20 protein-coding genes are annotated in these 25,053 nt (G+C 65.6%); 13 read left to right on the plus strand and 7 right to left on the minus strand.

Going from position 1 to position 25,053, the window contains the following annotated elements; genetic code table 11:
• Nucleotides 1–77 precede the first annotated feature (77 nt).
• From ACQ4MJ_RS09725 to ACQ4MJ_RS09745, 5 genes are all read left to right on the plus strand, one after another.
• Nucleotides 78–632 (plus strand): acyl-homoserine-lactone synthase, encoded by a 555-nt coding sequence (locus ACQ4MJ_RS09725; RefSeq protein ID WP_426308055.1) that lies wholly within the window; start codon nt 78–80, stop codon nt 630–632.
• 57 nt (nt 633–689) lie between these two features.
• Nucleotides 690–1,370 (plus strand): adenylyl-sulfate kinase, encoded by a 681-nt coding sequence (gene cysC, locus ACQ4MJ_RS09730; RefSeq protein ID WP_055397584.1) that lies wholly within the window; start codon nt 690–692, stop codon nt 1,368–1,370.
• 27 nt (nt 1,371–1,397) lie between these two features.
• A complete protein-coding gene (locus ACQ4MJ_RS09735; RefSeq protein WP_431152849.1) occupies nt 1,398–2,435 on the plus strand; it encodes a hypothetical protein in 1,038 nt (345 codons plus the stop codon).
• The gene (locus ACQ4MJ_RS09740; RefSeq protein ID WP_431152848.1) at nt 2,432–3,505 is read left to right on the plus strand and encodes a sulfotransferase family protein; all 1,074 of its coding nucleotides are present in this window, start codon (nt 2,432–2,434) and stop codon (nt 3,503–3,505) included. Before ACQ4MJ_RS09735 ends, ACQ4MJ_RS09740 begins: the two co-directional genes overlap by 4 nt.
• An 85-nt stretch (nt 3,506–3,590) precedes the next feature.
• Nucleotides 3,591–5,252 (plus strand): methyl-accepting chemotaxis protein, encoded by a 1,662-nt coding sequence (locus ACQ4MJ_RS09745; RefSeq protein WP_431152847.1) that lies wholly within the window; start codon nt 3,591–3,593, stop codon nt 5,250–5,252.
• A gap of 118 nt (nt 5,253–5,370) precedes the next feature.
• Here ACQ4MJ_RS09745 and ACQ4MJ_RS09750 read toward each other — a convergent pair whose 3' ends face one another.
• A complete protein-coding gene (locus tag ACQ4MJ_RS09750) occupies nt 5,371–6,255 on the minus strand; it encodes an EamA family transporter (protein WP_431152846.1) in 885 nt (294 codons plus the stop codon).
• Nucleotides 6,256–6,342: 87 nt separating this feature from the next.
• On the opposite strand from ACQ4MJ_RS09750, the gene ACQ4MJ_RS09755 reads away from it, so the two are divergent.
• The 4 genes from ACQ4MJ_RS09755 to ACQ4MJ_RS09770 all read left to right on the plus strand — a co-directional run bounded on the left by ACQ4MJ_RS09755 (nt 6,343) and on the right by ACQ4MJ_RS09770 (nt 10,097).
• Nucleotides 6,343–6,858, plus strand: a complete 516-nt coding sequence (locus ACQ4MJ_RS09755) for a MarR family winged helix-turn-helix transcriptional regulator (RefSeq protein WP_431152845.1) — start codon at nt 6,343–6,345, stop codon at nt 6,856–6,858.
• 39 nt (nt 6,859–6,897) lie between these two features.
• Complete coding sequence (locus tag ACQ4MJ_RS09760) at nt 6,898–7,659, plus strand: SDR family NAD(P)-dependent oxidoreductase (RefSeq protein WP_431152844.1); 762 nt, start codon at nt 6,898–6,900, stop codon at nt 7,657–7,659.
• 93 nt (nt 7,660–7,752) lie between these two features.
• Nucleotides 7,753–8,937: a beta-ketothiolase BktB gene (bktB, locus tag ACQ4MJ_RS09765; protein WP_055397440.1), complete on the plus strand. Its 1,185-nt coding sequence runs from the start codon at nt 7,753–7,755 to the stop codon at nt 8,935–8,937.
• 176 nt (nt 8,938–9,113) lie between these two features.
• Nucleotides 9,114–10,097, plus strand: a complete 984-nt coding sequence (locus ACQ4MJ_RS09770) for a tripartite tricarboxylate transporter substrate binding protein (protein ID WP_431152843.1) — start codon at nt 9,114–9,116, stop codon at nt 10,095–10,097.
• Between the two features lie 190 nt (nt 10,098–10,287).
• On the opposite strand, the gene ACQ4MJ_RS09775 is transcribed toward ACQ4MJ_RS09770, so the two are convergent.
• From ACQ4MJ_RS09775 to ACQ4MJ_RS09790, 4 genes are all read right to left on the minus strand, one after another.
• Nucleotides 10,288–10,725: a universal stress protein gene (locus ACQ4MJ_RS09775; RefSeq protein WP_055397444.1), complete on the minus strand. Its 438-nt coding sequence runs from the start codon at nt 10,723–10,725 to the stop codon at nt 10,288–10,290.
• Between the two features lie 137 nt (nt 10,726–10,862).
• Complete coding sequence (locus ACQ4MJ_RS09780) at nt 10,863–11,639, minus strand: 2OG-Fe dioxygenase family protein (protein WP_431152842.1); 777 nt, start codon at nt 11,637–11,639, stop codon at nt 10,863–10,865.
• 137 nt (nt 11,640–11,776) lie between these two features.
• On the minus strand, nt 11,777–12,268 hold the full coding sequence (locus tag ACQ4MJ_RS09785; protein ID WP_431152841.1) for a hypothetical protein: 492 nt from the start codon (nt 12,266–12,268) through the stop codon (nt 11,777–11,779).
• 247 nt (nt 12,269–12,515) lie between these two features.
• A complete protein-coding gene (locus ACQ4MJ_RS09790; RefSeq protein WP_431152840.1) occupies nt 12,516–15,380 on the minus strand; it encodes an EAL domain-containing protein in 2,865 nt (954 codons plus the stop codon).
• A 224-nt stretch (nt 15,381–15,604) separates the two neighbouring features.
• On the opposite strand from ACQ4MJ_RS09790, the gene ACQ4MJ_RS09795 reads away from it, so the two are divergent.
• Nucleotides 15,605–15,979, plus strand: coding sequence for a PilZ domain-containing protein (locus ACQ4MJ_RS09795; protein WP_055397452.1), 375 nt, complete (start codon nt 15,605–15,607; stop codon nt 15,977–15,979).
• Nucleotides 15,980–16,076: 97 nt separating this feature from the next.
• Here the strand turns inward: ACQ4MJ_RS09795 and ACQ4MJ_RS09800 are convergent, their stop codons facing one another.
• The gene (locus ACQ4MJ_RS09800; protein ID WP_431152839.1) at nt 16,077–17,762 is read right to left on the minus strand and encodes a long-chain fatty acid--CoA ligase; all 1,686 of its coding nucleotides are present in this window, start codon (nt 17,760–17,762) and stop codon (nt 16,077–16,079) included.
• Nucleotides 17,763–17,994: 232 nt separating this feature from the next.
• Between ACQ4MJ_RS09800 and ACQ4MJ_RS09805 the strand changes: the two genes are divergently transcribed.
• Complete coding sequence (locus tag ACQ4MJ_RS09805; protein ID WP_121506595.1) at nt 17,995–18,351, plus strand: hypothetical protein; 357 nt, start codon at nt 17,995–17,997, stop codon at nt 18,349–18,351.
• A 23-nt stretch (nt 18,352–18,374) separates the two neighbouring features.
• Here ACQ4MJ_RS09805 and hrpA read toward each other — a convergent pair whose 3' ends face one another.
• Complete coding sequence (gene hrpA, locus ACQ4MJ_RS09810) at nt 18,375–22,451, minus strand: ATP-dependent RNA helicase HrpA (RefSeq protein ID WP_431152838.1); 4,077 nt, start codon at nt 22,449–22,451, stop codon at nt 18,375–18,377.
• A 139-nt stretch (nt 22,452–22,590) separates the two neighbouring features.
• Between hrpA and ACQ4MJ_RS09815 the strand changes: the two genes are divergently transcribed.
• Both ACQ4MJ_RS09815 and ACQ4MJ_RS09820 read left to right on the plus strand, forming a co-directional pair.
• Nucleotides 22,591–24,453 (plus strand): serine hydrolase domain-containing protein, encoded by a 1,863-nt coding sequence (locus ACQ4MJ_RS09815; RefSeq protein ID WP_431152837.1) that lies wholly within the window; start codon nt 22,591–22,593, stop codon nt 24,451–24,453.
• Between the two features lie 331 nt (nt 24,454–24,784).
• The gene (locus ACQ4MJ_RS09820; protein WP_055397472.1) at nt 24,785–25,036 is read left to right on the plus strand and encodes a hypothetical protein; all 252 of its coding nucleotides are present in this window, start codon (nt 24,785–24,787) and stop codon (nt 25,034–25,036) included.
• The last annotated feature ends 17 nt before the right edge of the window (nt 25,037–25,053 follow it).

Consider the following 25,053-nt stretch of genomic DNA (forward strand, 5'->3'; position numbering starts at 1 on the left):
CAACACCTACCAGAGTTGGTAGTTACAAATATTTTCGGGTGATTTTCTAATGGGGAAAACTCATGAGGGAATCTCCGATGCGCATCACCTCTGGCTGCTCTGCGGAACTGCGTCCACCACTGATGACCCGCATGGCCCGGTACCGGCACCGCGTTTTTGTGGAAAAACTGGGCTGGCAGCTGCACTGCCGCGATGCCCTGGAGCTGGACCAGTTCGACCGGGACGACACCGTCTACGTCATCGCCCAGAACGAAGACGGCGAGGTCATTGGCACCGCCCGGCTTCTGCCCACCACCCGCCCCTACCTGCTGGCCGAGGTGTTTCCGCAACTGCTCAACGGTGCGCCGGCCCCCGACGCGCCGGAGGTGTGGGAGCTGTCCCGCTTTGCATCCATGGATTTTTCAGGCCCCACGGGCTCTGCACTCGACCAGTTCTCCTCGCCCATCACCACCGGCCTGCTGCAGGCGGCCAGCCGGTGCGCCATGGCCCGCGGAGCCCAGCGCATGGTCACTGTCTCGCCACTGGGGGTGGAGCGCCTGCTGCGCCGCACGGGTTTTGAATCGCATCGCCTGGGCCCGCCCACCGTGGTCCAGGGCCATCCGCTTTTTGCCTGCTCCATTCGGTGCAAGTGACAACACGAAACCGCCTGCTGACACGCTCGCCGCCCACAGCCTTTGTCTGACATGACCATGCCGCAGCCTTCTTCGCTCCAGCACCCGGCCCAGGGCCCGACCCCTGCGGCTGCGGCTGCCTCTCCAGGCCTGACGCCCCACGGCCTGCGGGTGGTGATCCCGCATGCCGGACGGGTGACCGGTCCCCTGCGCGAGGACCTGCTGCAGCAGCGCCCCGTCACCCTCTGGCTCACCGGCCTGAGCGGCGCGGGCAAGTCCACCCTGGCCTATGCGCTGGAGGAAGAACTGCATGGGCTCGGGTTTGCGAGTTTTGTGCTGGACGGGGACAACCTGCGGCACCGGCTCAACCGCGACCTCGGTTTCAGCGCCGCCGAGCGCTCGGAAAACATTCGGCGCGTGGCCGAAGTCGCCGCCCTCATGAACGACGCCGGGCTGATGGTGTTCACCGCACTCATCTCTCCCCAGCGCAGCGACCGTGCCATGGCCCGTGCGCTCATCGGAGAACACCGCTTTCTGGAGGTGCATGTGAGCACCCCGCTCAACGTGTGCGAGGGCCGCGACCCCAAAGGCCTGTACACCCTGGCGCGAGCGGGGCACATCCCACAGTTCACAGGGGTTTCCGCCCCCTACGAGGCACCCGAATCGCCTGATTTCAGCATCGACACCGCCCACCTGAGCCTGCCCGATGCCTGCGCGCAGGTGCTCGCGCTCCTGCGCCAGCGCGGGTACATCCGCTAGGGCTGTCTTTTTTGCACGTTTCTTTCCATGTCTACCGACCACGCCCCAGTCTCCGCCCCAGTCTCCGCCCCGGCGCCAGCCCCCACGGCCCATGGGGTGCACGCCTATGACCTCTTCAACGGTGATGCCGACGGGCTGTGTGCGCTGCACCAGCTGCGCCTGGTAGAGCCCCGCGACAGCTTTCTCATCAGCGGAGTGAAACGGGACATTGCCCTGTTCGACCAGCTGCCCTCGGGGCGGCCACTGCAGGTGACGGCGCTCGACATCTCGTGGGACCGCAACGCGCAGGGCGTGTGCCGGGTCCTCAATGGCGGCGGCAACGTGACTTATTTCGACCACCACAGCGCAAAAACCCTTTTTCGCCACCCGCAGCTCACCGCCCACATTGACACCGGCCTGGACGTCTGCACCAGCATCCTGGTAGACCGCCACCTGGGCGGCGTTTTGCGCCAGTGGGCCATCGTGGCGGCCTACGGTGACAACCTGGACGCCGTGGCCGACCGCATGGCGCGCGAGCATGGCTGCACGGCGGCCACACGCGGTGCGCTGGCGCAGCTGGGCTACCTGCTCAACTACAACGCCTATGGCGAAAGCCGCGAAGACCTGCACTTTTGCCCCGTGCAGCTGTACCGGTCACTCCATCGCTTTGAAAGCCCGCTCGACTTCATGGCCAAGGCCTACGAATTCCGCCGCCTGCAAGAAGGCCATGCCAGCGACCAGCAGGCCGTGCAGGACCTGGCCCCCTACACCGCCAACGACCGGGCCACCGTGTACGTGCTGCCCGACCGCGCATGGGCCCGGCGTCTGTGCGGCACCCTGGCCAACCAGCTGGTGGCGCGCAACAACGGGCGTTCGGTCGCCGTGCTCACGCCCCGTTCGGACGGCGACTTTCTGGTGAACCTGCGTATCGGCAGCGCCAGCGCCAGCCGTGCCGACATCTTCTGCAGCCGCTACCCGGCGGGTGGCGGTCGCCATGGCGCGGGCGGCATCGACCGGCTGCCCGACCAGGATATGGATCGCTTCATCAACGAGTTCTTCGCGCACCTGGAGTCAGACACACCATGAACCAGCCAACCCGCACTACACGCCCGCTTCCGCTGTTGATGATTCCGCTGCGACGCTGCGGCAGCCATGCACTGCGCCTGCGCCTGAACGCCAGCCCACAGTTCCACTCCCCCTACCCCCTGCACATCGTGGACTTCATGCCCCTTGTGCCGCTGTATGGCGACCTGCGCGACGACAGCGCGTACCGGCAGATGGTCAAGGACGTGGTGGGACTGCAGCAATCCAGCATGGTGAAGTGGCCGGGGGTGCATTTCGACGCCGAGGAGATCTTCACCGCGCTGGAGAACGAACCCCGCAGCGTGCACCGCATTGTGTGGGAACTGCTGCTGCGCAGCGCGGAGCAGCACGGGGCCAGCGTGGCCATGGACAAGTCGCTCGACAGCGTCCACTACGCGCACGACCTGATGGCCCTGTTTCCGGAAATGCGTTTTCTGAACGTGGTCCGCGACCCCCGGGCGCAGGTGGCTTCGATGAACCGGGCGATCATTCACGACTTCGACACCACACTCAACGCCCTGGCCTGGGTCAAGGCCCACGCCACAGGCCGCGCACTGGCATTGCGCTACCCGGACCGCGTGCTCACCATCCGCTACGAAGACTTCCTGGGCGACCAGGAACACACGCTGCGGCGCATCTGCCAGTTCATCGGCATCGAGTTTCTGCCACAGATGCTGGACATCGCAGCATCGCAAGAGGCGCAAGACCTGTCCCGCATGTCCGCCCTGTGGGAGTCCAACTGCTTTGCCCCCCTGCCAGCGAACAAGGACAAGTTCAAGACCCAGCTGCAGCCCCATGAGATCGAGACCATCGAAAGCCTAGCGTGGGAAACCATGCACTACTACGGCTACGAATGCATGACCGAGGCCCAGGCCCTGCCCCCCACGCCCGTGGTGCTGGCGCAGTGCCACCAGCAGTCAGAAAAACGGCGCGTCGAGGCCTGGGAGCAGTTGCTGCGCAGTGCGCCGCGCGACTATGCGGCCCGCCGCGTGCGGGCCGACTACCTGGAGCGCGTGCGCCAGCGCCTGCAAAGCACCAGCTCCCTGGAAACCGGGGCAGCGGCCTTGTCCTGACCAGCGCGACAAACCAACCTGGTCCACAGGCACCCGACCCCAGCCCCTTCACACACCTTCGCCACTGCACCCTCAAGGAACCGCCATGCGCATCAAAGACCTGAAACTGGGCATTCGACTTGGAGTGGCATTCGGGCTGCTGCTACTGATCACCATGGTCATCGCTGTACTCGGCGTCATGAGCGTGACCGCCCTGCAGCACAGCAATGAGCACATTGCCACCTCGGAACTCAAGCGCCAGGGCATCGTGCACCAGTGGCAGACCGACATCCAGATGAACTGGTTGCGCACCGAGGCCTTCCTCAAAGCCAACGACGCCCAGTACGCCGGCAAGCTCAAGAAAGACATGTCTGCCGTGGTCGAGGTGCAAAGCAAGCGCATGCAGGAGGTGCGCAGCTACCTGTTGTCCGGCAAGGAAATGCAGCTTTACGACCAGGCCATTGCCGCGCGCGATGCCTACCGCGTCAAGCGCACCGAACTCGTCAAAGCCAAGGAGGCGGGACAGGACGTGGCCGCGCAGGCCGATACCGTGCTGGCGCCCGTCTTTCAAAGTTACGCGGCCGTGCTGCAAGAGCTGACCCACACGCTGGACGAAGGCGTGGCCAGCACCCTGAAGGACACCACGCGCAAGGCCGAGGCCAGCACCGCCTGGGTGAGCGGCAGCACCGTGCTGGCCATCCTGGTGGGGTTGTTCCTGGCCTGGTGGACCACCCGCTCCATCACCGCCCCTGTGCGGCAGGCCGTCCAGGCCACCACGGCCATCGCGGCGGGTGACCTGGCCACTCCCATCCCCCTGGGGGCCAAGGACGAGCCGGGCCAGTTGCTCACCGAGCTGGCACACATGCGTGCCAAGCTGGCCGACATCGTGGCCAACGTGCGGCAAAGCGCCGAAAGCGTCTCCACCGCCAGTGCAGAAATCTCGCAGGGCAACCACGACCTCTCGGCCCGCACCGAACGCCAGGCCAGCGCGCTGCAGCAAACCGCTGCTTCCATGGAGGAGCTGGGCTCGACCGTGAAGCAGAACTCCGACAGCGCCCAGCAAGCCAACAAGCTCGCCCGCAATGCCAACGACGTGGCCGTGCAGGGTGGCGAAGTGGTGGCCCAGGTGGTGGAGACCATGAAGGGCATCAACGACAGCTCCAAGAAAATTGCCGACATCATCAGCGTGATCGACGGCATCGCCTTTCAGACCAACATCCTGGCACTCAACGCCGCCGTGGAAGCCGCGCGTGCGGGCGAGCAGGGCCGGGGCTTTGCCGTGGTGGCCACCGAAGTGCGGGGGCTGGCGGGCCGGTCGGCCGAAGCTGCCAAAGAGATCAAGGAACTCATCTCGGCCAGCGTCAGCCGTGTGGACCAGGGCACTGCTCTGGTCGACAAGGCCGGGCAGACGATGACGGATGTTGTCCAGTCGATCCGGCGTGTGACGGACATCATGAGCGAGATCAGTGCCGCCAGCGCCGAGCAGAGCGACGGCGTGGGCCAGGTGGGTGAAGCCGTGATGCAGATGGACCAGGCCACGCAACAGAACGCAGCCCTGGTTGAAGAAATGGCCGCCGCCGCCAGCAGCATGAAGAGCCAGGCCCTGGATCTCGTCCAGCTGGTCTCGGTGTTCCAGTTGGATGCAGCAGGCAGCAGCACCCCGCTGCCTGCCGCCAGCCGGGCGCCCACGCCATCGGCCCACACGGCCCACCCAGCCCTGGCACCGGTTGCACGCGTCGGCGCGCCCCGCGCCATCGCCGCAGCCTGAGGCGCCGCAAGGCAAGGCGATGGTTCAGGGCCTTATGAGGCCCTGGCGCATGATGGTTCTCATTGTTAGCTATACAAAATATAGCAACCAAGACCGCCTCCCGGCGCGACCAACGAACCTACCCTTGCACCGGCCTCGACATCGCCCACTGCACCGCCATAATGCTGGCCAGCACCACCAGCATGCCCCCCAGCGCCACCCCTGTCATGGCCTGCCCCAGCAACACCCAGCCCAGCAGTACGGCCGTGACCGGGCTCAGCAGCCCTAGCGACGACACCGCCACCGACGGCAACCGCGCAATGCCACGAAACCACAGCGCGTAGGCCAACAGGGCACCCGCCAGACTCAGGTAGACATAACCGCCTACCTGCGTGGCCGAGAGCGCGGGCAGCGGCGGGTCGACCACCCAGGCCACGGGCGCCAGCATGATGCCACCCGCCAGCAGCTGCCAGCCCGTGAATGCCAGCACCGGCAGGTCCGACCGCCAGCGCCGCGACCAGAACGTGCCCGCTGCCATGCACACTGTGCCCACCAGCGCTGCAGCCACGCCCACCATGTCCCACCGCGCCCCCGGCGACAGCAGCAGCGCCGCCATGCCCAGCACGCCCAGGGCACCCGCCGCCAACGCCAAGCCGGGCGGGCGCCGATGGTCCAGCGCCCAGACCAGCCCCATCACCACCAGCGGACCTATGGCGCCCACTACAGCCGCCACGCCCCCCGGCAACCGGTAGGCCGCAACAAACAGCAGCGCCTGGAAGACCCCGATGTTCAGCGCCGACAGCACCAGCAGGCGCCGCCACCCCACCCAATCGCCCCACGCCGGCCAACGGCGGCACCACAACACCAGCAGCAGGCCTGCAGGCAGCGTGCGCAGCAGCGCCGCAGTGAAGGGCCGGTCGGGCGGCAACAGCTCGGTGGTGACGATGTAGGTGGAGCCCCAAATGACCGGGCCCACGGCCGTGGTGAGCGCATCCAGCCAGGGAGAGGTACGGTGGTTTTGCATGGCAATCTATCTTCAATTCAAGATAAATAATCCTACCACGCCTGTGCCCTACAATCTTGAATTCAAGATAATTTCATCACCAACACCATGGCCACTCAACGCCAACCCGACGCCGTGGACGCCATCCTGGCCCAGTGGCACCGTGAGCGCCCCGACCTGGACGTGAGCCCCATGGGCCCCATCGGCCGCATCAAGCGCTGCGCCGCGCTGTTGCAGCGCAGGCTCGACGAGACCTTTGCCGAATTCGGCCTGAGCTATTGGGAGTTCGATGTGCTGGCCACGCTGCGCCGCAGCGGCGCTCCCCACTGCCTGGCACCGACCACGCTGTTTTCCACGCTCATGGTCACCTCGGGCACCATGACGCACCGCATGGGCAAGCTCGAAGCCCAGGGCTGGATCACCCGCCTGCCCAACCCCGACGACGCGCGCAGCTCGCTGGTGCAGCTCACACCCGAGGGGTTGGCACTGATCGACCGCGCCGTGGAAGCCCATGTGGCCAACGAGCACCGCATCCTGGCGCCACTGAAGGCCGCCGACCTCGCGGCACTTGACGCCCGGCTGGCACTGCTGCTGGCGGCGCTGGAGTCGCCCACGGGCCAGTAATTACCCCCGGCCATGGGTACTGCGCAGTAACATGGCGGGATGCCCCAAAACCACCTCACCATCCTCACCGGCGCATCGCGCGGCATGGGCCTGACCATGGCCCAGCAGCTTTTGAAGAGCGGCAACACCCTGGTCTGCATCGCGCGCAGTACCAACGCCGACCTGGCCATTGAAGCGAAAGCGGCAGGCGTCACCATCGAACAGTGGCAGCAAGACCTGTCGCAGGGCGAACAGGCCGCCCACAAGCTGCAGGCCTGGCTGCAGGCGCAAGGCCCGCAGGCATTTGCCAGCGCCACGCTGATCAACAACGCGGGCATGATTCCGCAGATTGCACCGCTGTCACACAGCAATGTGGACGACCTGGCCACCGCCCTGCGTGTGGGGCTGGAGGCGCCCATGCAACTGACCGCCGCCTTCCTGGGTGCAACGGACAGCTGGACGGTGCCCCGCAAGGTGCTCAACATCTCCTCGGGCCTGGGCCGCCGGGCCATGGCCTCGCAGGCCGCCTACTGCGCGGCCAAGGCCGGCATGGACCACTTCACGCGCTGCGTGGCGCTGGACGAGGCCCTCAAGCCCCATGGTGCCAAGGTATGCTCGCTGGCGCCTGGTGTGATCGACACCGACATGCAGGTCCAGCTGCGCGGCGCCGACCCGGCCGCCTTCCCGGACCGCCAGAATTTCGCCAACCTCAAGACGGGTGGCCAACTCACATCGCCCACCGACGCCGCTATCCGCGTGCTCGCCTGGCTGGAACGCGCAGACTTTGGCACCAACCCGGTGGCCGATGTCAGAGATGCCTAAAGCCCCGAAACTCCTGTTTTTATAGCTGCTCGCGCTTTCTGGATAAGCGCTAGCGGCCAATTTAGCCTCAAATTCATCTGAAAGGACCTCCCCATGACCCGTGAAGTCGTCGTCGTCAGCGCAGTGCGCACCGCCATTGGCACCTTTGGTGGCAGCCTCAAGGACGTGCCTCCCACCGAACTGGGCGCACTCGTGGTGCGCGAATCGCTTGCACGTGCCAACGTGGAAGGCAAGGACGTGGGCCACGTGGTGTTTGGCCATGTGGTCAACACCGAGCCCAAGGACATGTACCTCTCGCGCGTGGCCGCCATCAACGGTGGCTGCGGCGAAGGCACGCCTGCTTTCAACGTGAACCGCCTGTGTGGCTCAGGCCTGCAGGCCATCGTCAACGCCAGCCAGTCCATCCTGCTGGGCGACACCGACGTGGCGATTGGCGCCGGAGCTGAAAACATGAGCCGCGTGCCCTTTGCCAGCCTGAACATGCGCTGGGGCGCCCGCATGGGCGACACCAAGATGGTGGACATGATGATCGGCGCTCTGCACGACCCCTTCCACAACATCCACATGGGTGTGACGGCCGAGAACATTGCCGCCAAATGGGGCATCACGCGTGAAGACCAGGACAAGCTGGCGGTGGAAAGCCACAACCGCGCCGAACGCGCTACGCAAAACGGGGTGTTCAAAGACCAGATCGTCCCCGTCACGCTCAAGAGCAAGAAGGGCGACGTGTTGTACGCCACCGACGAGCACTTCCGCCCCGGCGCCACGATGGACGACCTGGCCAAGCTCAAGCCCGTGTTCATCAAGGAAAACGGCACGGTGACGGCCGGCAACGCCTCGGGCATCAACGACGCTGCCGCCGCCGTGGTGCTGATGGAAGCCGGTGCCGCCAAGGCCCGTGGCGCCAAGCCCCTGGCACGCCTGGTGGCCTACGCCCACGCAGGTGTAGACCCCAAGTACATGGGCATCGGCCCCGTGCCAGCCACGCAGCTGGCACTGAAAAAGGCGGGCCTCACCGTCAATGACCTGGACGTGATCGAAGCCAACGAAGCCTTTGCCGCCCAGGCCTGCGCAGTGACCAAGGACCTGGGCCTGGACCCTGCCAAGGTCAACCCCAATGGCTCGGGTATTTCGCTGGGCCACCCCATTGGCGCCACCGGCGCGCTCATCACCGTGAAGGCCATCCACGAGCTGCAACGCATCCAGGGCCGCTATGCGCTGGTGACGATGTGCATCGGCGGCGGCCAGGGCATTGCAGCGATTTTTGAACGCATCTGACCTGCCTGCGGGTGGGAACACTGCCATCGCCACCCGCGATGCTGCCACCCGCCATTGGCAAGGCGGGCGCCTCCGGTCATCAGCGATCATTGGCGCCCGCTGACCCAGATCAGCCAGGTGGCGTGTGCCCAGCCACCGCCTGCACATTCCATGAACCGACGGAGACAAACCACACCATGATTCGCACCCTGCTTTCCTTCACCGCGATCGCTTTTGCCGTGGGCACCACCGCGCACGCCCAGGCACCCGCACCGGCTGCGGCCTACCCCACCAAGCCCATCCGCCTGATCGTGCCCTTCCCGCCCGGCGGCGGCACCGACATCCTCTCGCGCCTGGTGGCCACCAAGCTCACCGAAGGCGCCAAGTGGACCGTGGTGGCCGACAACAAGGCCGGCGCGGGCGGCACCATCGGCATTGGCGAAGCTGTCAAGGCCGCGCCCACGGGCTATGACCTGGTGATGGGCCAGAAGGACAACCTCGTGATTGGCCCCTGGCTGTACAAAAACCTGCCCTGGGACCCCACCAAGGACCTGACCGCCATCGCCCACGTGGCCTACACGCCCGTGGTCATCGCCACCAGCGTCAACTCCAAGTACAAAACGCTGGCCGACGTGGTGGCCGCCGCCAAGGCCTCGCCCGGCACCATCACCTATGGCTCGCCCGGCAACGGCACGTCCATCCACCTGGCGGGTGACCTGTTCGAGAAGGCCGCAGGCGTCAAGCTGAGCCACATCCCGTACAAAGGATCGAACCCCGCGTTGATGGATGCGCTGGCGGGCAACGTGGACCTGCTGGTCTCGTCCCTGCCCTCGGCCATGGGCCAGATCAAGGCAGGCAAGCTGCGTCCGCTGGCCGTCACGTCGGCCAAGCGCAGCTCGTCGCTGCCCGAAGTGCCTACCGTGGCCGAGTCGGGCTTCAAGGACTTTGATGTGAGCACCTGGTACGGCGTGTTTGCCCCTGCCGGTACGCCCGCAGCCGTGGTGACCACCGTGAACGCCGAAATCAACAAGCTGCTGGCCACGCCCGACATGAAGGCCGCCATCCAGGCCCAGGGCGCCGAGCCCGAAGCCATGTCGCCCGCACAGTTTGGCACCCTGCTCAAGACCGACTACGCCAAGTGGAAGGGCATCGTGGAAGCCTCCGGCGCAAAGATTGAGTGACCCCCTGAGGCGCTTCGCGCCTTCCCCCTGAAGGGGGACGCACCCGGTGGCCTGGCGGAGCCAGATCCACGGGTGCACTGGCGGGGGGCGTGCCTGTTCCGCGAGCTGTGGGAAGCGGATGCGCAGCGTTGTCGAGAACTGCCATGAAAAACGGCCCCGTAAGGAGCCGTTTTTTTATGGAGCAACGCCCTCAGTCGCGCACCACCAGCACGGGGATATGCACCACACCCAGCACGCGCTGCGTGACGCTGCCCAGCACCAGCTTTTCAAGGCCGCGCCGACCGTGGGAACCCATCACGATGAGATCGGCGCCTGTGCTCTCCAGCGCGCGCAGGATGCCGTCGTGCACGGCATGGCCCTCGCCCACCACGGTGGTCACAGCCACACCGGCTTCGGCCATGGCTTTGCGCGTGGCTTCCAGGGCCGCGTTGGCTTCGGAGGTAGCGGCATTGATGTACTGCGCCTGGCCATACGCAAAATCGGCCCCCACGCCCGTGAAGGGATAGGGGTCTACCACGTAGACCGCCGTCACGGCGCTGCCAAAGGTCTTGGCCAGCCCGGCCGCCTTGGACACGGCCAGCATCGAGGTGTTGGAACCATCGACTGGAACCAGAATGTGCTTGAACATGGTGCTTCTCCTTGGGTTGATGGGTGAGTCAAGCTTGTGGCCCGACTTCTTGAACCAGAGTGTGAACCGCCACCATACCCCGCATCTTGATTCGCATCAAATCGGCTGCACACATGCGCTGCTGCAGGCGCTTGTGTTCAGGCTGCCGGGGTCTGCCCCACCACGTCCGCCCCCTGAAAGTTGCCTCGGCGGCAGGTGACCACCAGGGTGTCACGGTACCCGCCTTCGGCCAACGGTTGAATCGGGGTGGACTCGTGGATCATGCGGGCATCGTCCAGCAGCAGCAAAGACCACGGCTCGGTCAGCGTAAAGCGCTGGCCGCTCGGGCCTGCGGCCTCGAACACGCGCGTCTCGCCGCCCTTGACGCCCTCGCGCCCCACCAGGAAGACGGCCACCAGGTCCACGCCATCGCGGTGCGCCCCCTCGGGCGTGGGCCGGCCAATGCCGTCGGTGGTGTCGATGCGGAACTGGTGCGCCTCGATGAACCAGGGCACGGGCGCCTCGGACGGAGCAAACACGGCATCGGACACCCCAGCCAGCGCAGCCAGCAGCTGCTGCCACACCGGCTGGGCCACGGTGGCAACCTCCATGGGCGCAAACCAGCGCTCCATGCCGCCATGCAGCGCGTTGTATTCCACAGGTTGCCAGTGCGCCCGGTGTGGTGCCTGCTGCAGTTGCCCGCCCTGCGCCACAAAACACGCATGGCGGCGGCGCCGGTAGCGGCCACCGTCTTTCAGAAAATCATCGGGCGGCAACGCCGCCCAGTCGCCATTCAGGGCCATCAGCGACGAAAGATCGCAGCCCACCCAGCGGGCCACATCGGCAGGCGACAAAACGGCGTAGCCCGCCTTGCGAAGCTGGCTCGCCACATCGGAGGGAGCCGTGAACGGAGGAGAAAAAGTGACTTGGGCCATAGAAGCCCGAGCTTAACCGCTGGCGCCGCAGGTCTTCTGCGGTGGCTCAAGCAAGATGTGGCAGGGCCTGCCACCTGCGTGGCACCCCGCAGCACTGCGATATCGGCCTTCCCCCTCAGTCGTTAGCCGTTAGCCTATCAATCGCGGTTGCCGTGGCCCTTGCCGTTGCCATGGCCGCGCCCCAGATCATGGTCACGGTCGTGCTTGCCACCGTGGCGGTGGTCGTCGTCCCAGCGGCGGTCATCGCGGCCGTGGGCACGGGGTGGAGGGCCACGGCGTGGTGGTGGCTCCTGCACAAAATACACCGGCTGGTTGCAGGCGTTGTAGCGGCCACAGTGTTTGCCCCAGTTCTTGGCATGGCCGGGCGGCACATACAGGTAGATGGGTGCCCGTGGCACCACCACGGCCGGGCGGTGGATGATGACCGGCTCGGCGTAGATCAGCGGCGGCGGTGGCGCATTGCCGATGTTGATGCGGCCGTACACGCCGGGCGCCAGTTCGCCGCCCACGGTGGCGTTGACATAGGCCTGCGCGTGGGCGCCGCCAGCGGCTGCCAGCAGCAGCGCGGCCATCGCGCCAGACAGGAGAAGACGGAGTGAGTGCATCGTGGTCATGGTGGTGTTTTTCATGGGGGACTCCTTGCTTTTGCCAACCGGAGCCGCCACCCGTTGGGCGGCTGCGGTAGGCTGGCCCTGGTTTGTAACAAGGCCTGCCACACCCTACACCGCGCGGGGTTCACAGGATGTAAGGAAATGGCGACAGAACCCCTTGCCGGCCTCGCAGGGGTCAATTTTACAAGCAAAATTTGCCCCTAGCGCTTACCTATAAAGCGCCAGCAGCTATCAAAATAGAAGCAACCTCCAACAACAGACGTCCCTACACCACCGCCCCTGCCGGCGCCTCCCGCAGTGCGCTGGCAGGTCCGGGCCGCCCAAACAGGTAGCCCTGCCACATGTGGCAACCCAGGCTGGCCAGCATGTCGCGCTGCTCGCAGGTCTCCACGCCTTCGGCAATCACGCCCAGGTCCAGGCTCTGGGCCAGGGTGACGATGGTGCGGGCAATGCTGGCATCGTTGGCGTCGGTGAGCAGGTCGCGCACAAAACTCTGGTCGATCTTGAGCTGGTCCAGCGGCAGGCGTTTGAGGTAGCTCAAGGACGAATACCCGGTGCCGAAGTCGTCGAGCGAAAACCCCAGGCCCAGCGCCCGCAGCGTAGTCATGCGCTCGATCGTATCCTCCACGTCGTCGAGCAACAGGGTCTCGGTCAGCTCCAGCTTCAAGCGCTGCGGATTGGCGCCCGTCTCTTCAAGCACCCCCAACACCTCGTCCACAAAGTGCGGGTGGCGGAACTGGCGCGCGCTCACGTTGACGGCCAGAGTCCAGTGCGCGGTTGCGGGGTCTTGGGCCCACTCCACCAGCTGCAGGCAGGCGGTGCGCAATATCCACGCCCCCAGCGGAACGATGAGGCCCGAGGCCTCGGCCACCGGAATGAACTCGGCCGGCGATACCAGCCCCCGCTGCGGGTGCTGCCAGCGCACCAGCGCCTCGGCCCCCACCATGCCGTGGGCTTGGCTGATCTGGGCCTGGTAGTGCAGCAGGAACTGGCCGTCACGCAAGGCCTCGCGCATCCCGGACTCCAGGGCCGTGCGCGCCGTGACGGCGGCCTGTGTGCGCGGATCAAAGAACCGCATCGTGTTGCGCCCGGCACCCTTGGCCTGGTACATGGCCATGTCGCCCCGCTTGAGCAGTTCGTCCACTGAGCCCTGCGCATCGGCATACAGCGCCACGCCGATGCTGCACGAGCTGTGGTACGTGTGCCCCCCGAGCGGATAGCCTTGCGCCAATGCGAGCAGCACCGCGCGCCCCACGGTTTCTGCCTGGGCGGCGGCTTCGTGGGCTTGTGGGCTCAGCCCCTCGATCAGCAGCACAAATTCGTCGCCCCCCAGCCGCGCCACGGTGTCGCCGCTGCGCACACAGCCGCCCAGGCGGGCCGCCACCTGGCGCAAGAGCTGATCGCCGAACTCGTGGCCCTGCGTATCGTTCAGATCCTTGAAGTTGTCCAGGTCCACAAACAGCAGTGCCCCGCCCGCACCGGAGCGCGCCGAGGTGGCCAGGCTGTGCTGCAGACGGTCGTTCATGAGGCGGCGGTTGGGCAGACCGGTGAGCGGGTCGTAGAACGCGAGCAGACGGATCTCCTCCTCGGCCGCCTTGCGGTGCGAGATGTCGGTCAGCGTGCCCACATAGTGCGTAACCTCTCCTTGTGCAGAACGCACAGCCGTCACCGTGATCCACGCGGGGTACACCTCGCCGTTCTTGCGCCGGTTCCACACTTCGCCCTGCCAGGCACCGGTGCTGCGCAGCGCACTGTGCAGGCCTTCGTAAAACTGCGCATCGTGGCGGCCAGACTGCAGCAATGCGGGGGTCTGGCCCACCAGCTCCTCCACCGTATACCCCGTGAGGCGTGCATACGACTGATTGGCCTTCAGGATGCGCTGGTCCGGCCCCGTAACCACCATGCCCTCGAACGACTCGAACACCGACGCCGCGATCCGCAGCGACTCCTCGGCCCGGCTGCGCTCTGTGATGTCGGTGGAGATACCGCACAGCGCGTGGATGCTGCCGTCGGGCAGGCGAAGGGGAATCTTGACCGACAGGTAGGCACGGGTCACGCCATCGGCCAGGTGGGTATTGACCTCTTCCACCTCCAGCCGCTCGCCGTGCTCCAGCACGCGCCGGTCGTTCTCCTGAATCTGTACGGCGGTGGCCTGGTCAAAAAATGCCGTGTCATCCTGCCCCACCACCTCGCTCGCGGGCCGCCCGAAAAGCTCCAGGATATGGTGGTTCGCATACTGGTAGCGATAGTCCCGCCCCTTGATGTAGATGAAGGCACCCACGCTGTCGAGGATGGCAGCCAGCTTCTGCTCGCTGACCTGAAGGTGGCGTGTGCGCTCCTGCACCTTGCGCTGCAGCACCACGGCCGAGAGCGCGGCCAGCAGCCCGAACAACGCCAGCCCCGCCACACCCCACCACACCCAGGGGGGAATGCGCGCGCCCTGCTCTTGCCCACCCCAGCGGCGCAGAACCTGGGTGTATTGCGTGTCGCCACCGCTGCGCCAGTCCTGCACTGATCGATCAATGGCATCCAGCACATCGGCGTTGCGTCCGAGGCCGGTGGCAAAGTACAAGGTGGCGGGCTGGAACACGATGCCCGAATCCGCCAGCCCATACTGGGCCGCATGGAAATTGCCGAACAGGTGGTTGGCAATCACCGCATCCGCATCGCCGTTCTGTACAAATTCGAAAGCCTCGGTCAGTGTGGACGCGTCGATCAGCAGCACCGCGATGCCAAAACTGTCCATCATGCTCTGGAAGGTTGCGCGCTGCACCGAGCCCTTGAGCACCGCCACGCGCTTGCCCGCCAGGTCGAACATCGACTGGATGGAACTGCCCCGCGCGCGGTAGACCTGCGACCAGCTGTGCAGCACAGGCGAGGCATGAAAGTCGAACAGCCGCTCGCGCTCGCTGGTGCGGGCGACGTCGGGCATCAGGTCAATCTGCCCGGCTGCCAGCGCATCCAGACAGTCCTGCCAATCGCAGGGCACATAGCGCAGTGTCCATTGCTCCCGGGTGGCCACCAGCTGAAGCAGGTCCACAAAGATGCCTGAGGGCTTGCCCTCCGCGTTCACAAACACCTTGGGTTCGTTGGAGTACACCCCCACGCGCAGTTCGCGCGGAGCCGCCATCGCAACGCCACATGCCCACAGCAACGCCAACAGCACTGCCCATCGCAGCCAGCCGACGCAATGGCTCCCGAACCGGTACACGCATGGACTCACAGCTTGGCCCTATCGAAATCAGGGAAATAAGACCCATGGTAACGAAAGCTTGCAAAAACATCCAAATGCAATCTGCCACCGCCGGGCTTGGAGTAGCATGTGCCCACCCCCGCTTCGCCCAGGAGACAGCGATGCCCCACGAACGCCGCCACTTTGTCCGCGTCGGCTTTGACGCACCGGCCCTGCTGACCACATCCACCGACGCATTCAGCGTGCATGTGCTGGACCTGTCCCTCAAAGGCGCGTTGATCATGGTGCCCGCGCAGGCCGACCTGGAGCCGGGCATGCTCTGCCAGCTGACCATTCCCCTGGCCGAAACCGGCAACCACATCGCCATGTCCACCGAAGTCGCGCATACCGAAGGCCTGCACACCGGCCTGCTGTGCCGGGGCATCGATCTGGACAGCGTGACCCACCTGCGCCGCCTGATCGAACTGCAATTGGGCGACCCCGCCTTGCTGGAGCGGGATCTGGGCGAGCTGACGCTGGCTACGCCATCCCACTGACCCGGCGCATGGAAAAAGGGCTACCGATGGCAGCCCCTGACTCCGATTCCCGGCCTGGCCACCCGCCAATGGGCCACTGCGGCTGCTGCCACTACCCCTACTGAGCCTCCTGCTCCTGCAGCGCCCGCCACATCACCTTGCCACTGCCACTCTTGGGCAGCGCCGCCACAAATTGCACAATGCGCGGCACCTTGTAGACCGCCATGTTCTCGCGGCACCAGTCGATGATCTGCTGCTCGGTCGTGTCCTGGTGCGTGGCGCGCAGCACCACCACGGCCTTGACCGTCTCGCCCCGATAGCTGTCTTTGGCGGCGATGATGCAGGCCTCCTGGATGGCTGGGTGGCGGAACATCAGCGCCTCGACCTCGGCGGGCCAGACCTTGAAACCGCTCGCGTTGATCATGCGCTTGAGCCGGTCGGTCAAAAAGAAATAGCCGTCCTCGTCCATGCGCCCCAGGTCCCCCGAGCGGAAGAACCGCTTGCCCTCGAACTCGATGAAGGCCGAGGCCGTGGCATCGGGCCGCTTCCAGTAGCCCTCGAACACCTCGGGGCCATGGATGATGATCTCGCCCTGCTCGCCCACGGGCAGCTCCTGCAGCGTGTCGGGGTCGATCACCCGCGCGTCGGTGCTCATGAACGGAATGCCCAGGCACTGCTGCTTGGGGTGGTCGGGCGGGTTGGCGTGCGACGGAGCGGCTGTCTCGGTCAGGCCATAGCCCTCGGCATACCGCAGGCCATACTGCTCCAGCAGGCGCTGCGCCACGGCCTGCGGCATGGCGGCCCCACCACCACCGATATAGGCCAGGCTGGACAGGTCATAGCTGGCAAAGTTCGGGCTGCCCAGCAGGTCGATGACCATGGTGGGAATGTTGGTCCAGGTGGTGACCTGGTAGCGCGATATCAGGCGCCCGGCCAGGTCGCGGTCCCACCGGGGCATGATGACCAGCGTGGCGCCGCAGTAGATCGACGTGTGCATCACGCTCACCATGCCGGTGATGTGGAACATGGGCACCACCGCCAGCGTCACATTGTCGGCTGACCCATTGCCCCACAGGCTGGCGGCCACCGTGTTGTGCATGATGCTTTTGTGCAGGTGCATACAGCCCTTGGGCAGGCCTGTGGTGCCACTGGTGTAGGGCAGCAGCGCCAGGTCGGCCGGGCCTACCGACAGGGCGGGTGGCGCCTCCGCACAGGCCAGGGCGTCCGTCCAAGCGTAGACCTGCCCGCCCTCCAGTGCAGGCAGCGGGTGGCGCGTGCCCAGCCAGTCCATCCAAGCCTCGGGCGGCGCATCCATGCCGGTCACGGCCACGTCGAACGCATCCGAAAACTGTGTGACCACCAGGTGCGCCAGGCGCTCACCAGGAACCAACGCATTGCTGGCCTTGGCCATCTCGGGGGCCAGATCACCGGTGGTGATCGCCACCTTGGTGTCGGGGTCGGTGATGTAGTGCTTGAGCTCCTCGGCCCGGTTCATGGGGTTGACGGGCACCACCACCGCGTTGGCCCGCAGGATGGCGAAATGCGCCATCACCAGCTGCGGGCAGTTCTGCATGCACAGCACCACACGGTCGCCGCGCTGCACGCCCAGCTGGGCCAGCCGCGCAGCCAGGCGCTCCGCGCCTTCCATCAATTGCCGATAGCTGACCGCGGTCCCAAAAAACACCAGCGCCGCCTTGTCGGGGTAGCGGCGTGCATTGGTGGCCAGGTTGTCCCACAGCGAGGTGGACGGCAGGGTGATGGACTTGGGCAGCCGGCGGGGCCAGAACTTGTAGTGAGCGCGCATGGAGCAGGGATTCCTTTGAAGAACACAGCCTAGTTCGCATGGTGCCCCACGGCATTGGGGATGGCACTGATGCTGCGTCGCGCATGTGACGCCGAGGTACCGGTCGCACGCGGCGCAGTGGCCACAGGCTGGCGGCGCAGCGCCAGCGCTTCTGGGGCAGCTGTGATCGAGATGCGTCGGCTACCATCGTCGCCACGCCGCTTGTTCCTCCTACCTACCAAGACTCGACGACATGCTGACCCTCGTCTATTACGCCCTGATGCTCCTGGTCGGTTACTTCTTTTACCGGTACGGACAGAAGTTGCTCAACCAGGGCTTGCGCGACGAGAACGATGAGTTCACCAAACCACCTGTCGGGCCCATCGGCTTCTTGCTCGTTGCCGGTTTGGGGTGCTACCTTTTGTTCGAAGCCCTGCGCGCAGTGGTGCTGCGCGAAATTCCCTGCGTTGGAAAGGGCTGCGCCGGGCAGGTCTACACCCTGGCAGAGCATTCCGGCCAGTACTGGGCCAACCTGTTTTTTGTGGTGTGGTTGGTGCTCGCCCTGGGCTACACGATGTACGTGACGATCAAGATCTGGACCAGGGGGTAAGGCGCAGGCCTCCACCCCGGCCATCAGCTATTGACCTGCGCCCACAGCTTGTCCAGCCGCTTCACGCTCACCGGCTGGGGCGTGCGTAGCTCCTGCGCAAAGAAGCTCACGCGCAGTTCCTCCAGCAGCCAGCGCAGCTCTTGCATGCGCGCATCAACCTGCCCCTTGCGCTCGGCCACCAGGCGCCAGTAGCGCTGCTCTTGCGGGCGCAGCTCGGCCAGCTTGGCAGCGTCACGGGCGGGGTCGGCGCGGTATTTATCCAGCCGCAGCGTGATGGCCTTGAGGTAGCGGGCGTAGTGGGCCAGTTGCGTCCACGGGGCCACGGCAATGAAGTTCTTGGGCACCAGGCGCTGCAGCTGCTGCAGTGCGTCCGCTGTGGCTTCGGGGGCGTTTTTGGTGTCCTTGATCTTGCGGGCGGCGGCTGCGTATTCAGTGAGGATGGTGGCGGCCAGGCGCGCCACCTCATTGGCGATCAACGTGAGGCGCCCCCTGCCCTCTTCTACGCGGCGTTTGAAGGCAACTTCGTCGGTCGGCAGCGGGTCGAGCAAAAAGGCCCGGTCCAGCGCCACGTCGATGATCTGGGTGCGCAGCTCTTCCTGCGTACCCAGGGGCATGTAGGCCACGGCCATCTTCTGCAGGTCGGGGATGTTTTTTTCCAGGTACTTGAGGGCGTCCTTGATCTGCAGCGCAAACAGGCGGCGCAGGCCCGCGCGGTGTTTGGCGGCGGCGACTTCGGGCTCGTCAAAGACCTCGATGGTCACAGCGTCGCCGCCGTCGATGAGTGCCGGAAAGCCGATCAGCGTCTGCCCGGCCTTTTTGATCTCCATCAGCTCGGGCAGCTCGCCAAACGTCCAGGTGGTGTAGCGCTGGCCTGCGGGGGTCGATGGGGTGACGCTCGCAGGTTTCGCGGTGGCGGGCGCTGCCCCCTTTACTCCTGATTTAGTAGCTGCTTGCGCTTTACCATCAAGCGCTGGAGGCATTTTTGACTCATTTTTTTCACTCTCTGCCGCCCCGCCACCGAGCTTGAGCCCTGCCAGCACCTGGAATGCGCCGCGCGCCTTGGCGCCCCATTCGGCCTTGAGCGCGCCCAGGTTTCGGCCATGGCCCAGCTGGCGTCCGTGCTCATCCACCACGCGGAAGTTCATGAACAGGTGGGGGCTGAGCATGTCGAGCTTGAAGTCCGCCCGCTTCACATCCAGCGAGGTTTCGTCGCGCACCTGCTTGAGCAACACATCGGTGAGGCTGCCGGTGCCAAAACGTTCGGGCGTGCCCAGCAGCGCGGCCAGACGGGTGGCGGACTCGGGCAGCGGCACAAAGCGGCTGCGTGGGCGCTGCGGCAGGCTTTTGAGCAGCGCCTGGATCTTGTCCTTGAGCATGCCGGGCACCAGCCATTCGCAGCGCTCTTCGCTCACCTGGTTGAGCACAAACAGCGGAATGGTCACGGTGATGCCGTCGCGCGCATCGCCGGGTTCGTGCAGGTAGCTGGCGGCGCAATCCACGCCACCGAGGCGCACGGTGCGTGGGAAGGCGTTGGTGGTGATACCCGCCGCCTCGTGGCGCATCAGTTCTTCGCGGGTGAGCTTGAGCAGATCGGGCTGTTTTTTACTTTCTTCGCGGTACCAAGCCTCAAAGCTGTGGCCGCTGCATACCTCGGGCGGCAGCTGCTGATCGTAGAAGGCGTAGATGAGTTCGTCGTCCACCAGCACGTCCTGGCGGCGCGACTTGTGCTCCAGCTCTTCGACCTTGGCAATGAGCTTCTGGTTGGCGGCCAGGAAAGGCAGCTTGGTCTCCCAGTTGCCTCCCACCAGCGCCTCGCGGATGAACACCTCGCGCGCAGCGTGCGGGTCTACCTTGCCGAAGTTCACGCGGCGGTTGTTGTAGACCACGATGCCGTAGAGCGTGGCGCGCTCCAGAGCCACCACTTCGGCAGACTTTTTCTCCCAGTGCGGGTCAAGCAGCTGCTTGCGCAGCACATGCCCGCCAATCTGCTCCAGCCACTGCGGCTCGATGGCTGCAATGCCCCGGCCGAACAGGCGTGTGGTTTCCACCAGTTCCGACGCCACGATCCAGCGGCCGGGCTTCTTGTTCAGGTGAGCGCCGGGGTGTTTGTAGAACTTGATGCCGCGCGCGCCCAGGTACCAGTCTTCCTCGTCGCTCTTGGCGCCCACGTTGCCCAGCAGCCCGGCCAGCATCGACAGGTGCAGCTGCTCGTAGCTGGCGGGCTGGGTGTTGATCTGCCACTTGTGCTCGGTGACCACCGTGAGCAGCTGGGTGTGGATGTCGCGCCACTCGCGCAGGCGGCGGATGCTGATGAAGTTCTGGCGCAGCAGCTGCTCGTACTGGCGGTTGCTGAGTTTGTGAGTCGCAGCGGGGACGGCGGCGGGTACAGCAGGCGCTGCGGCAGGACTGCCCCCGCCACTGCGCTGCGCCACCGGCAAGTAGGCCTGCGAAGGCGCCTTCTGCGCGGCAATGGCCTTTTGCGCACGGGCCGATGGCAGGCTGGGCGCTCCGCCCCGCGCTTCGTTGATCCACTTCCACAGCTTGAGGTAGCCGCTGAACTCGCTCTTGTCGTCGTTGAACTTGGCGTGCGCCTGGTCGGCCTGCTGCTGCGCCTCCATGGGACGGTCGCGCACGTCCTGCACGCTCAGGGCGCTGGCAATCACCAGCACTTCATCGAGCGCCTTGCGGTCGCGCGCCTCGATGATCATGCGGCCCACGCGCGGGTCCAGCGGCAGGCGCGAAAGCTCCACTCCCATGGGGGTCAGCTCGTTGGCGTCATCCACCGCGCCCAATTCGGCCAGCAGCTGGTAGCCATCGGCAATCGCGCGACCCGAAGGCGCCTCGATGAAGGGGAACTGCGTCACGTCGCCCAGGTGCAGCGACTTCATTCGCAGGATGACGCCTGCCAGCGAGCTGCGCAAAATTTCGGGATCGGTAAAACGCGGGCGGCCATTGAAACCGGCCTCGTCATACAGGCGAATGCAGATGCCGTTGGCCACCCGGCCGCAGCGGCCAGCACGCTGGTTGGCGGCGGCCTGGCTGACGGGCTCGACAAGCAGTTGTTCGACTTTGCTACGGAAAGAATAGCGCTTCACGCGCGCTGTTCCTGCGTCAATGACGTACCGCACGCCTGGTACGGTAAGCGAAGTCTCGGCCACGTTGGTGGCCAGCACGATGCGGCGGCCCGTGTGGCCGTCAAAGATGCGGTCCTGCTCCGCCTGGGACAAACGCGCGAACAGCGGCAGCACCTCGGCATTGCGCATCACGGGCTGGTGCGACAGGTGCTTGCGAAGGTGGTCGGCCGCTTCGCGGATCTCTCGCTCGCCGGGCAAAAACACCAGGATGTCACCGGCCGCATTGCCTTGCCACAGCTCGTCCACACCATCGGCAATGGCTTCGTTCAGGCCGTAGTCGCGGCTTTCTTCAAACGGGCGATAGCGCTGCTCCACCGGGAAGGTGCGGCCCGACACCATGATGACGGGGGCCGGGCCCTTGGCCGACTCAAAGTGCTTGGCAAACCGGTCCGCATCAATCGTGGCCGAGGTAACGATGACTTTCAGATCAGGCCTGCGCGGCAGGATCTGGCGGATGTAGCCCAGCAGGAAGTCGATGTTGAGGCTGCGTTCGTGCGCCTCGTCAATGATGATGGTGTCGTAGTTCTTGAGCAGCGGGTCGGTCTGCGTCTCGGCCAGCAAGATACCGTCGGTCATGAGCTTGACGGAGGCATCGCGGGAGAGGCGGTCCTGGAACCGCACCTTGAAGCCCACCACATCACCGAGCGGCGTGTTCAGCTCTTCGGCAATGCGCTTGGCCACGCTGCTGGCCGCAATGCGGCGCGGCTGGGTGTGGCCGATGAGCTGGCCCTTGGTGCCGGGCTTGGCGTTGCACTTGCCCCGGCCCAGCGCCAGTGCAATCTTGGGTAACTGGGTTGTTTTGCCGGAGCCCGTTTCGCCGCACACGATGATGACCTGGTGCTTCTTGATGGCCTCCATGATCTCTTCGCGCTTGCCCGATACGGGCAGGGACTCAGGAAAGGTGATGCGCAGCGGCGCAGTGCGCGGGGCGGTTGGCAAGGGGTGGGGAGGCGCGGATTCGGTCATGGAGGGCTGCATTATCCGAGCCGGGCGTTGGCCGCGTGCAACACGGGCCATGCGCGCGGTTGCCAGCCCGGGTGCGGGGCTTCCACAATCGCGCCTCGACTGGCGATGCCTCCGTGGCCAATGCCCTCAGGAATACCGAATGCCCCGACAGCCATCCGCCCAGAACCTTGTTGATCAGCCCCGCCTTTTTCCTGCATCGCGCCGTGGTTGGCTGACCTGGGCGGGCACCAGCGCGATGGCTTCGCTTCTGCCCGGTTGTGGTGGCAGCAGCACTGCATCCCCCACCCTCACAACGACCATTGCCTGGGGGCGCAAGGAAATTCGCGAAGCCATGCAAAGCAGCAAGATGCGGGCGGCCTCCGTGGCACTGCTGCACAACGACCACATCGTCTGGCAAGAGGCCTTCGGGGCGCTGGATACAAACGCCACCACGCCCGCAACGCCCGACACACGCTTTAACGTCGGCTCCGTCAGCAAGGTGCTCGCGGCGCTGGCCATCATGGTGCTGGTAGACCGCAGGCTCGTGCAGTTGGATGCTCCGGTGGTGGGCTACCTGCCGCAGTTCGCGATGCTGTCGCCGGGCTACCGCGACATCACCGTCCGGCACCTGCTTAGCCATGCCTCGGGGTTGCCCGGCACCTACCTGCACAACATGTTTGCCTTTGCGCCGCTGCCGGGCTATGCCGCCGAGGTGGAGGCAACCATGGCCAATGTGCACCTCAAGCACGCCCCCGGCGCCATGGCGGTGTACTGCAACGACGGTTTCACGCTGATCGAGCGCATCGTGCTGGCCGTCACCGGGCAAACCTACCCGGCGTTTGTGCAGTCCGCCCTTCTCAACCCGCTGGGCATGGCCCGATCAGGCTATACGCTGCAGCCGTTGCCACCGGGCAGCTTTGCCCCCGGCAGCATCAGCGACGCGCCGCAGGGCCAGGAGTTCGTGATGGGCTACGCCACGGGCGGGCTGTGCACCACACCCGGCGACATGATGAAGCTGGCCGCGATGCTCATCCAGGGCGGCGAGCACGATGGCCAGCGCATCGTGTCAAAAACCAGCGTGGCCGAGATGGGCAGGATTCAGAACCAGGGCATGCACCCCAGCCTCACCCCCGACTGGCGGTCGGGCCTGGGCTGGGACAGTGCGCGGCACCCCGGCCTGGATGCCGCGGGCGTGCTCGCGTGGCAAAAGAGCGGCGGCACCATGTTTTATTCCAGCGACTTCTGCGTGCTTCCCCAGGCGGGCATGGCGGTCATGATCACCGGCAACGCCGCCAGCTTCAAGCCGGGCCCGATTGCCGAGGGCATTGCGCTGCGCGCCTTGCAGGAGACGGGGCAATTGCGTGTGCTGCCGCCCCGGGTCTCGACCGCCGCCCCCGCCATGGCCACCGCATCCTCCAGCGCGGTGGATGCCTTGCTCGGCATCTATGGCAACTATTCCGCGCCCATCAAAGCCGTCTCGCCCGATCGCCAACAGGTTGACCTGTGGTCGTGGAACCCAAAACTGCAGGACTGGAAAAACCTGAGCACCGGGCTTCGCCTGCGCAGCGATGGCTGGTGGTGGTCAGACACCCAGCCTGGCACCCACTACCGCTGGGAGCAGTCCGAAGGCCGCCGCTATCTCCTTGCGCGCGAGGCCGCCACGGCGGGGCACTACTGGATCACAGTGCCCATCGGCCAACAAATGCCGCCCGCACCCGGCCCCCTTGCCGCCCCCTGGACTGCGCGGCTCGACAGCACCTGGCTGCTGACCAACGAAGCACCCACATCCATTCCGCTGGCCATTGGCGTGGGGGCCTCCAGACTTCGGGAGCTGCCCGAACTGCCCGGCTACCTGTTCTGGGACGAGAGCCAGTTCCTGCTGCCCCTGTCGGCGGACCGGGCCGGCATGACCGTGCAGGTGCCGCTCAACGCGGGCCGTGATCTGGTGGAACTGGTGGTGCAGACGCGCGACAAGGAAGAATGGATACACGCGGCTGGTTGGATCTACCGGCGCCAAGCCTGAAAACTACGCTGTTCCCCCCCCACCGCACTGTTCTTTTCAAGCGACAAATTCAGCCGATTGCGGCGCCTTCGGCTTGCCAAGCGCCGGGGGCCTCGCCACAATTCGCGCTTCTTTCAGGCACGCGCCTGCCGCCACGGCAGCCCCTGAAAACACTGGAGGTCACCGCTATGTTTGTTCCCTTGTTCGCTCCCGCCTGACCACAGTCCACCGCCCCGGCTGGACTGTGCATTCACAGCAATTCCAGCCACGGCAAGCGCGTTTCTGCACCTTTCATTGCGGCGCCCCACAAGCCCTGGCTCCATTGCCGGGGTTTTTTGTTTGTGGAGTGCACATGAGTGCCAAAAAACTGTCTCGGGCCTTCGCCCAGGGCGAGCTTAAGAAGCTGCGCCGCATGAAGGCGCCCCTGGTGTTGAAGCTCGAAGCCTCGGGCCCGCCCCGAAATCCTGTGGCCGTCGCGCTGGCCCAACGCAGCCTGTCCAGTGCGGCAGGCAAGCACATACGAACCCGTGGGGCCCAGCGCCGCGCGGACAACGTCGCCCTGCGCAAGGCGATCCAGACATCCCGCTTCACCGAAAGCGACTGATACAAAACGATTGAAAA

It is taken from the genome of Acidovorax facilis (genome assembly GCF_050626955.1).
Classification (GTDB): Bacteria; Pseudomonadota; Gammaproteobacteria; order Burkholderiales; family Burkholderiaceae_C; genus Acidovorax; species Acidovorax facilis.

What these genes read in the sequence shown, in the direction of transcription:
- ACQ4MJ_RS09820 (WP_055397472.1), top strand. Translation starts at nt 24,785, where the DNA reads ATGAGTGCCAAAAAACTGTCTCGGGCCTTCGCCCAGGGCGAGCTTAAG.
- ACQ4MJ_RS09815 (WP_431152837.1), top strand. Translation starts at nt 22,591, where the DNA reads ATGCCCCGACAGCCATCCGCCCAGAACCTTGTTGATCAGCCCCGCCTT.
- ACQ4MJ_RS09795 (WP_055397452.1), top strand. Translation starts at nt 15,605, where the DNA reads ATGCCCCACGAACGCCGCCACTTTGTCCGCGTCGGCTTTGACGCACCG.
- ACQ4MJ_RS09770 (WP_431152843.1), top strand. Translation starts at nt 9,114, where the DNA reads ATGATTCGCACCCTGCTTTCCTTCACCGCGATCGCTTTTGCCGTGGGC.
- ACQ4MJ_RS09775 (WP_055397444.1), bottom strand. Translation starts at nt 10,725, where the DNA reads ATGTTCAAGCACATTCTGGTTCCAGTCGATGGTTCCAACACCTCGATG.
- ACQ4MJ_RS09755 (WP_431152845.1), top strand. Translation starts at nt 6,343, where the DNA reads ATGGCCACTCAACGCCAACCCGACGCCGTGGACGCCATCCTGGCCCAG.
- ACQ4MJ_RS09740 (WP_431152848.1), top strand. Translation starts at nt 2,432, where the DNA reads ATGAACCAGCCAACCCGCACTACACGCCCGCTTCCGCTGTTGATGATT.
- ACQ4MJ_RS09805 (WP_121506595.1), top strand. Translation starts at nt 17,995, where the DNA reads ATGCTGACCCTCGTCTATTACGCCCTGATGCTCCTGGTCGGTTACTTC.
- ACQ4MJ_RS09780 (WP_431152842.1), bottom strand. Translation starts at nt 11,639, where the DNA reads ATGGCCCAAGTCACTTTTTCTCCTCCGTTCACGGCTCCCTCCGATGTG.
- ACQ4MJ_RS09750 (WP_431152846.1), bottom strand. Translation starts at nt 6,255, where the DNA reads ATGCAAAACCACCGTACCTCTCCCTGGCTGGATGCGCTCACCACGGCC.
- cysC (WP_055397584.1), top strand. Translation starts at nt 690, where the DNA reads ATGCCGCAGCCTTCTTCGCTCCAGCACCCGGCCCAGGGCCCGACCCCT.
- hrpA (WP_431152838.1), bottom strand. Translation starts at nt 22,451, where the DNA reads ATGACCGAATCCGCGCCTCCCCACCCCTTGCCAACCGCCCCGCGCACT.
- ACQ4MJ_RS09760 (WP_431152844.1), top strand. Translation starts at nt 6,898, where the DNA reads ATGCCCCAAAACCACCTCACCATCCTCACCGGCGCATCGCGCGGCATG.
- ACQ4MJ_RS09790 (WP_431152840.1), bottom strand. Translation starts at nt 15,380, where the DNA reads ATGGCGGCTCCGCGCGAACTGCGCGTGGGGGTGTACTCCAACGAACCC.
- bktB (WP_055397440.1), top strand. Translation starts at nt 7,753, where the DNA reads ATGACCCGTGAAGTCGTCGTCGTCAGCGCAGTGCGCACCGCCATTGGC.
- ACQ4MJ_RS09725 (WP_426308055.1), top strand. Translation starts at nt 78, where the DNA reads ATGCGCATCACCTCTGGCTGCTCTGCGGAACTGCGTCCACCACTGATG.
- ACQ4MJ_RS09735 (WP_431152849.1), top strand. Translation starts at nt 1,398, where the DNA reads ATGTCTACCGACCACGCCCCAGTCTCCGCCCCAGTCTCCGCCCCGGCG.
- ACQ4MJ_RS09745 (WP_431152847.1), top strand. Translation starts at nt 3,591, where the DNA reads ATGCGCATCAAAGACCTGAAACTGGGCATTCGACTTGGAGTGGCATTC.
- ACQ4MJ_RS09800 (WP_431152839.1), bottom strand. Translation starts at nt 17,762, where the DNA reads ATGCGCGCTCACTACAAGTTCTGGCCCCGCCGGCTGCCCAAGTCCATC.
- ACQ4MJ_RS09785 (WP_431152841.1), bottom strand. Translation starts at nt 12,268, where the DNA reads ATGAAAAACACCACCATGACCACGATGCACTCACTCCGTCTTCTCCTG.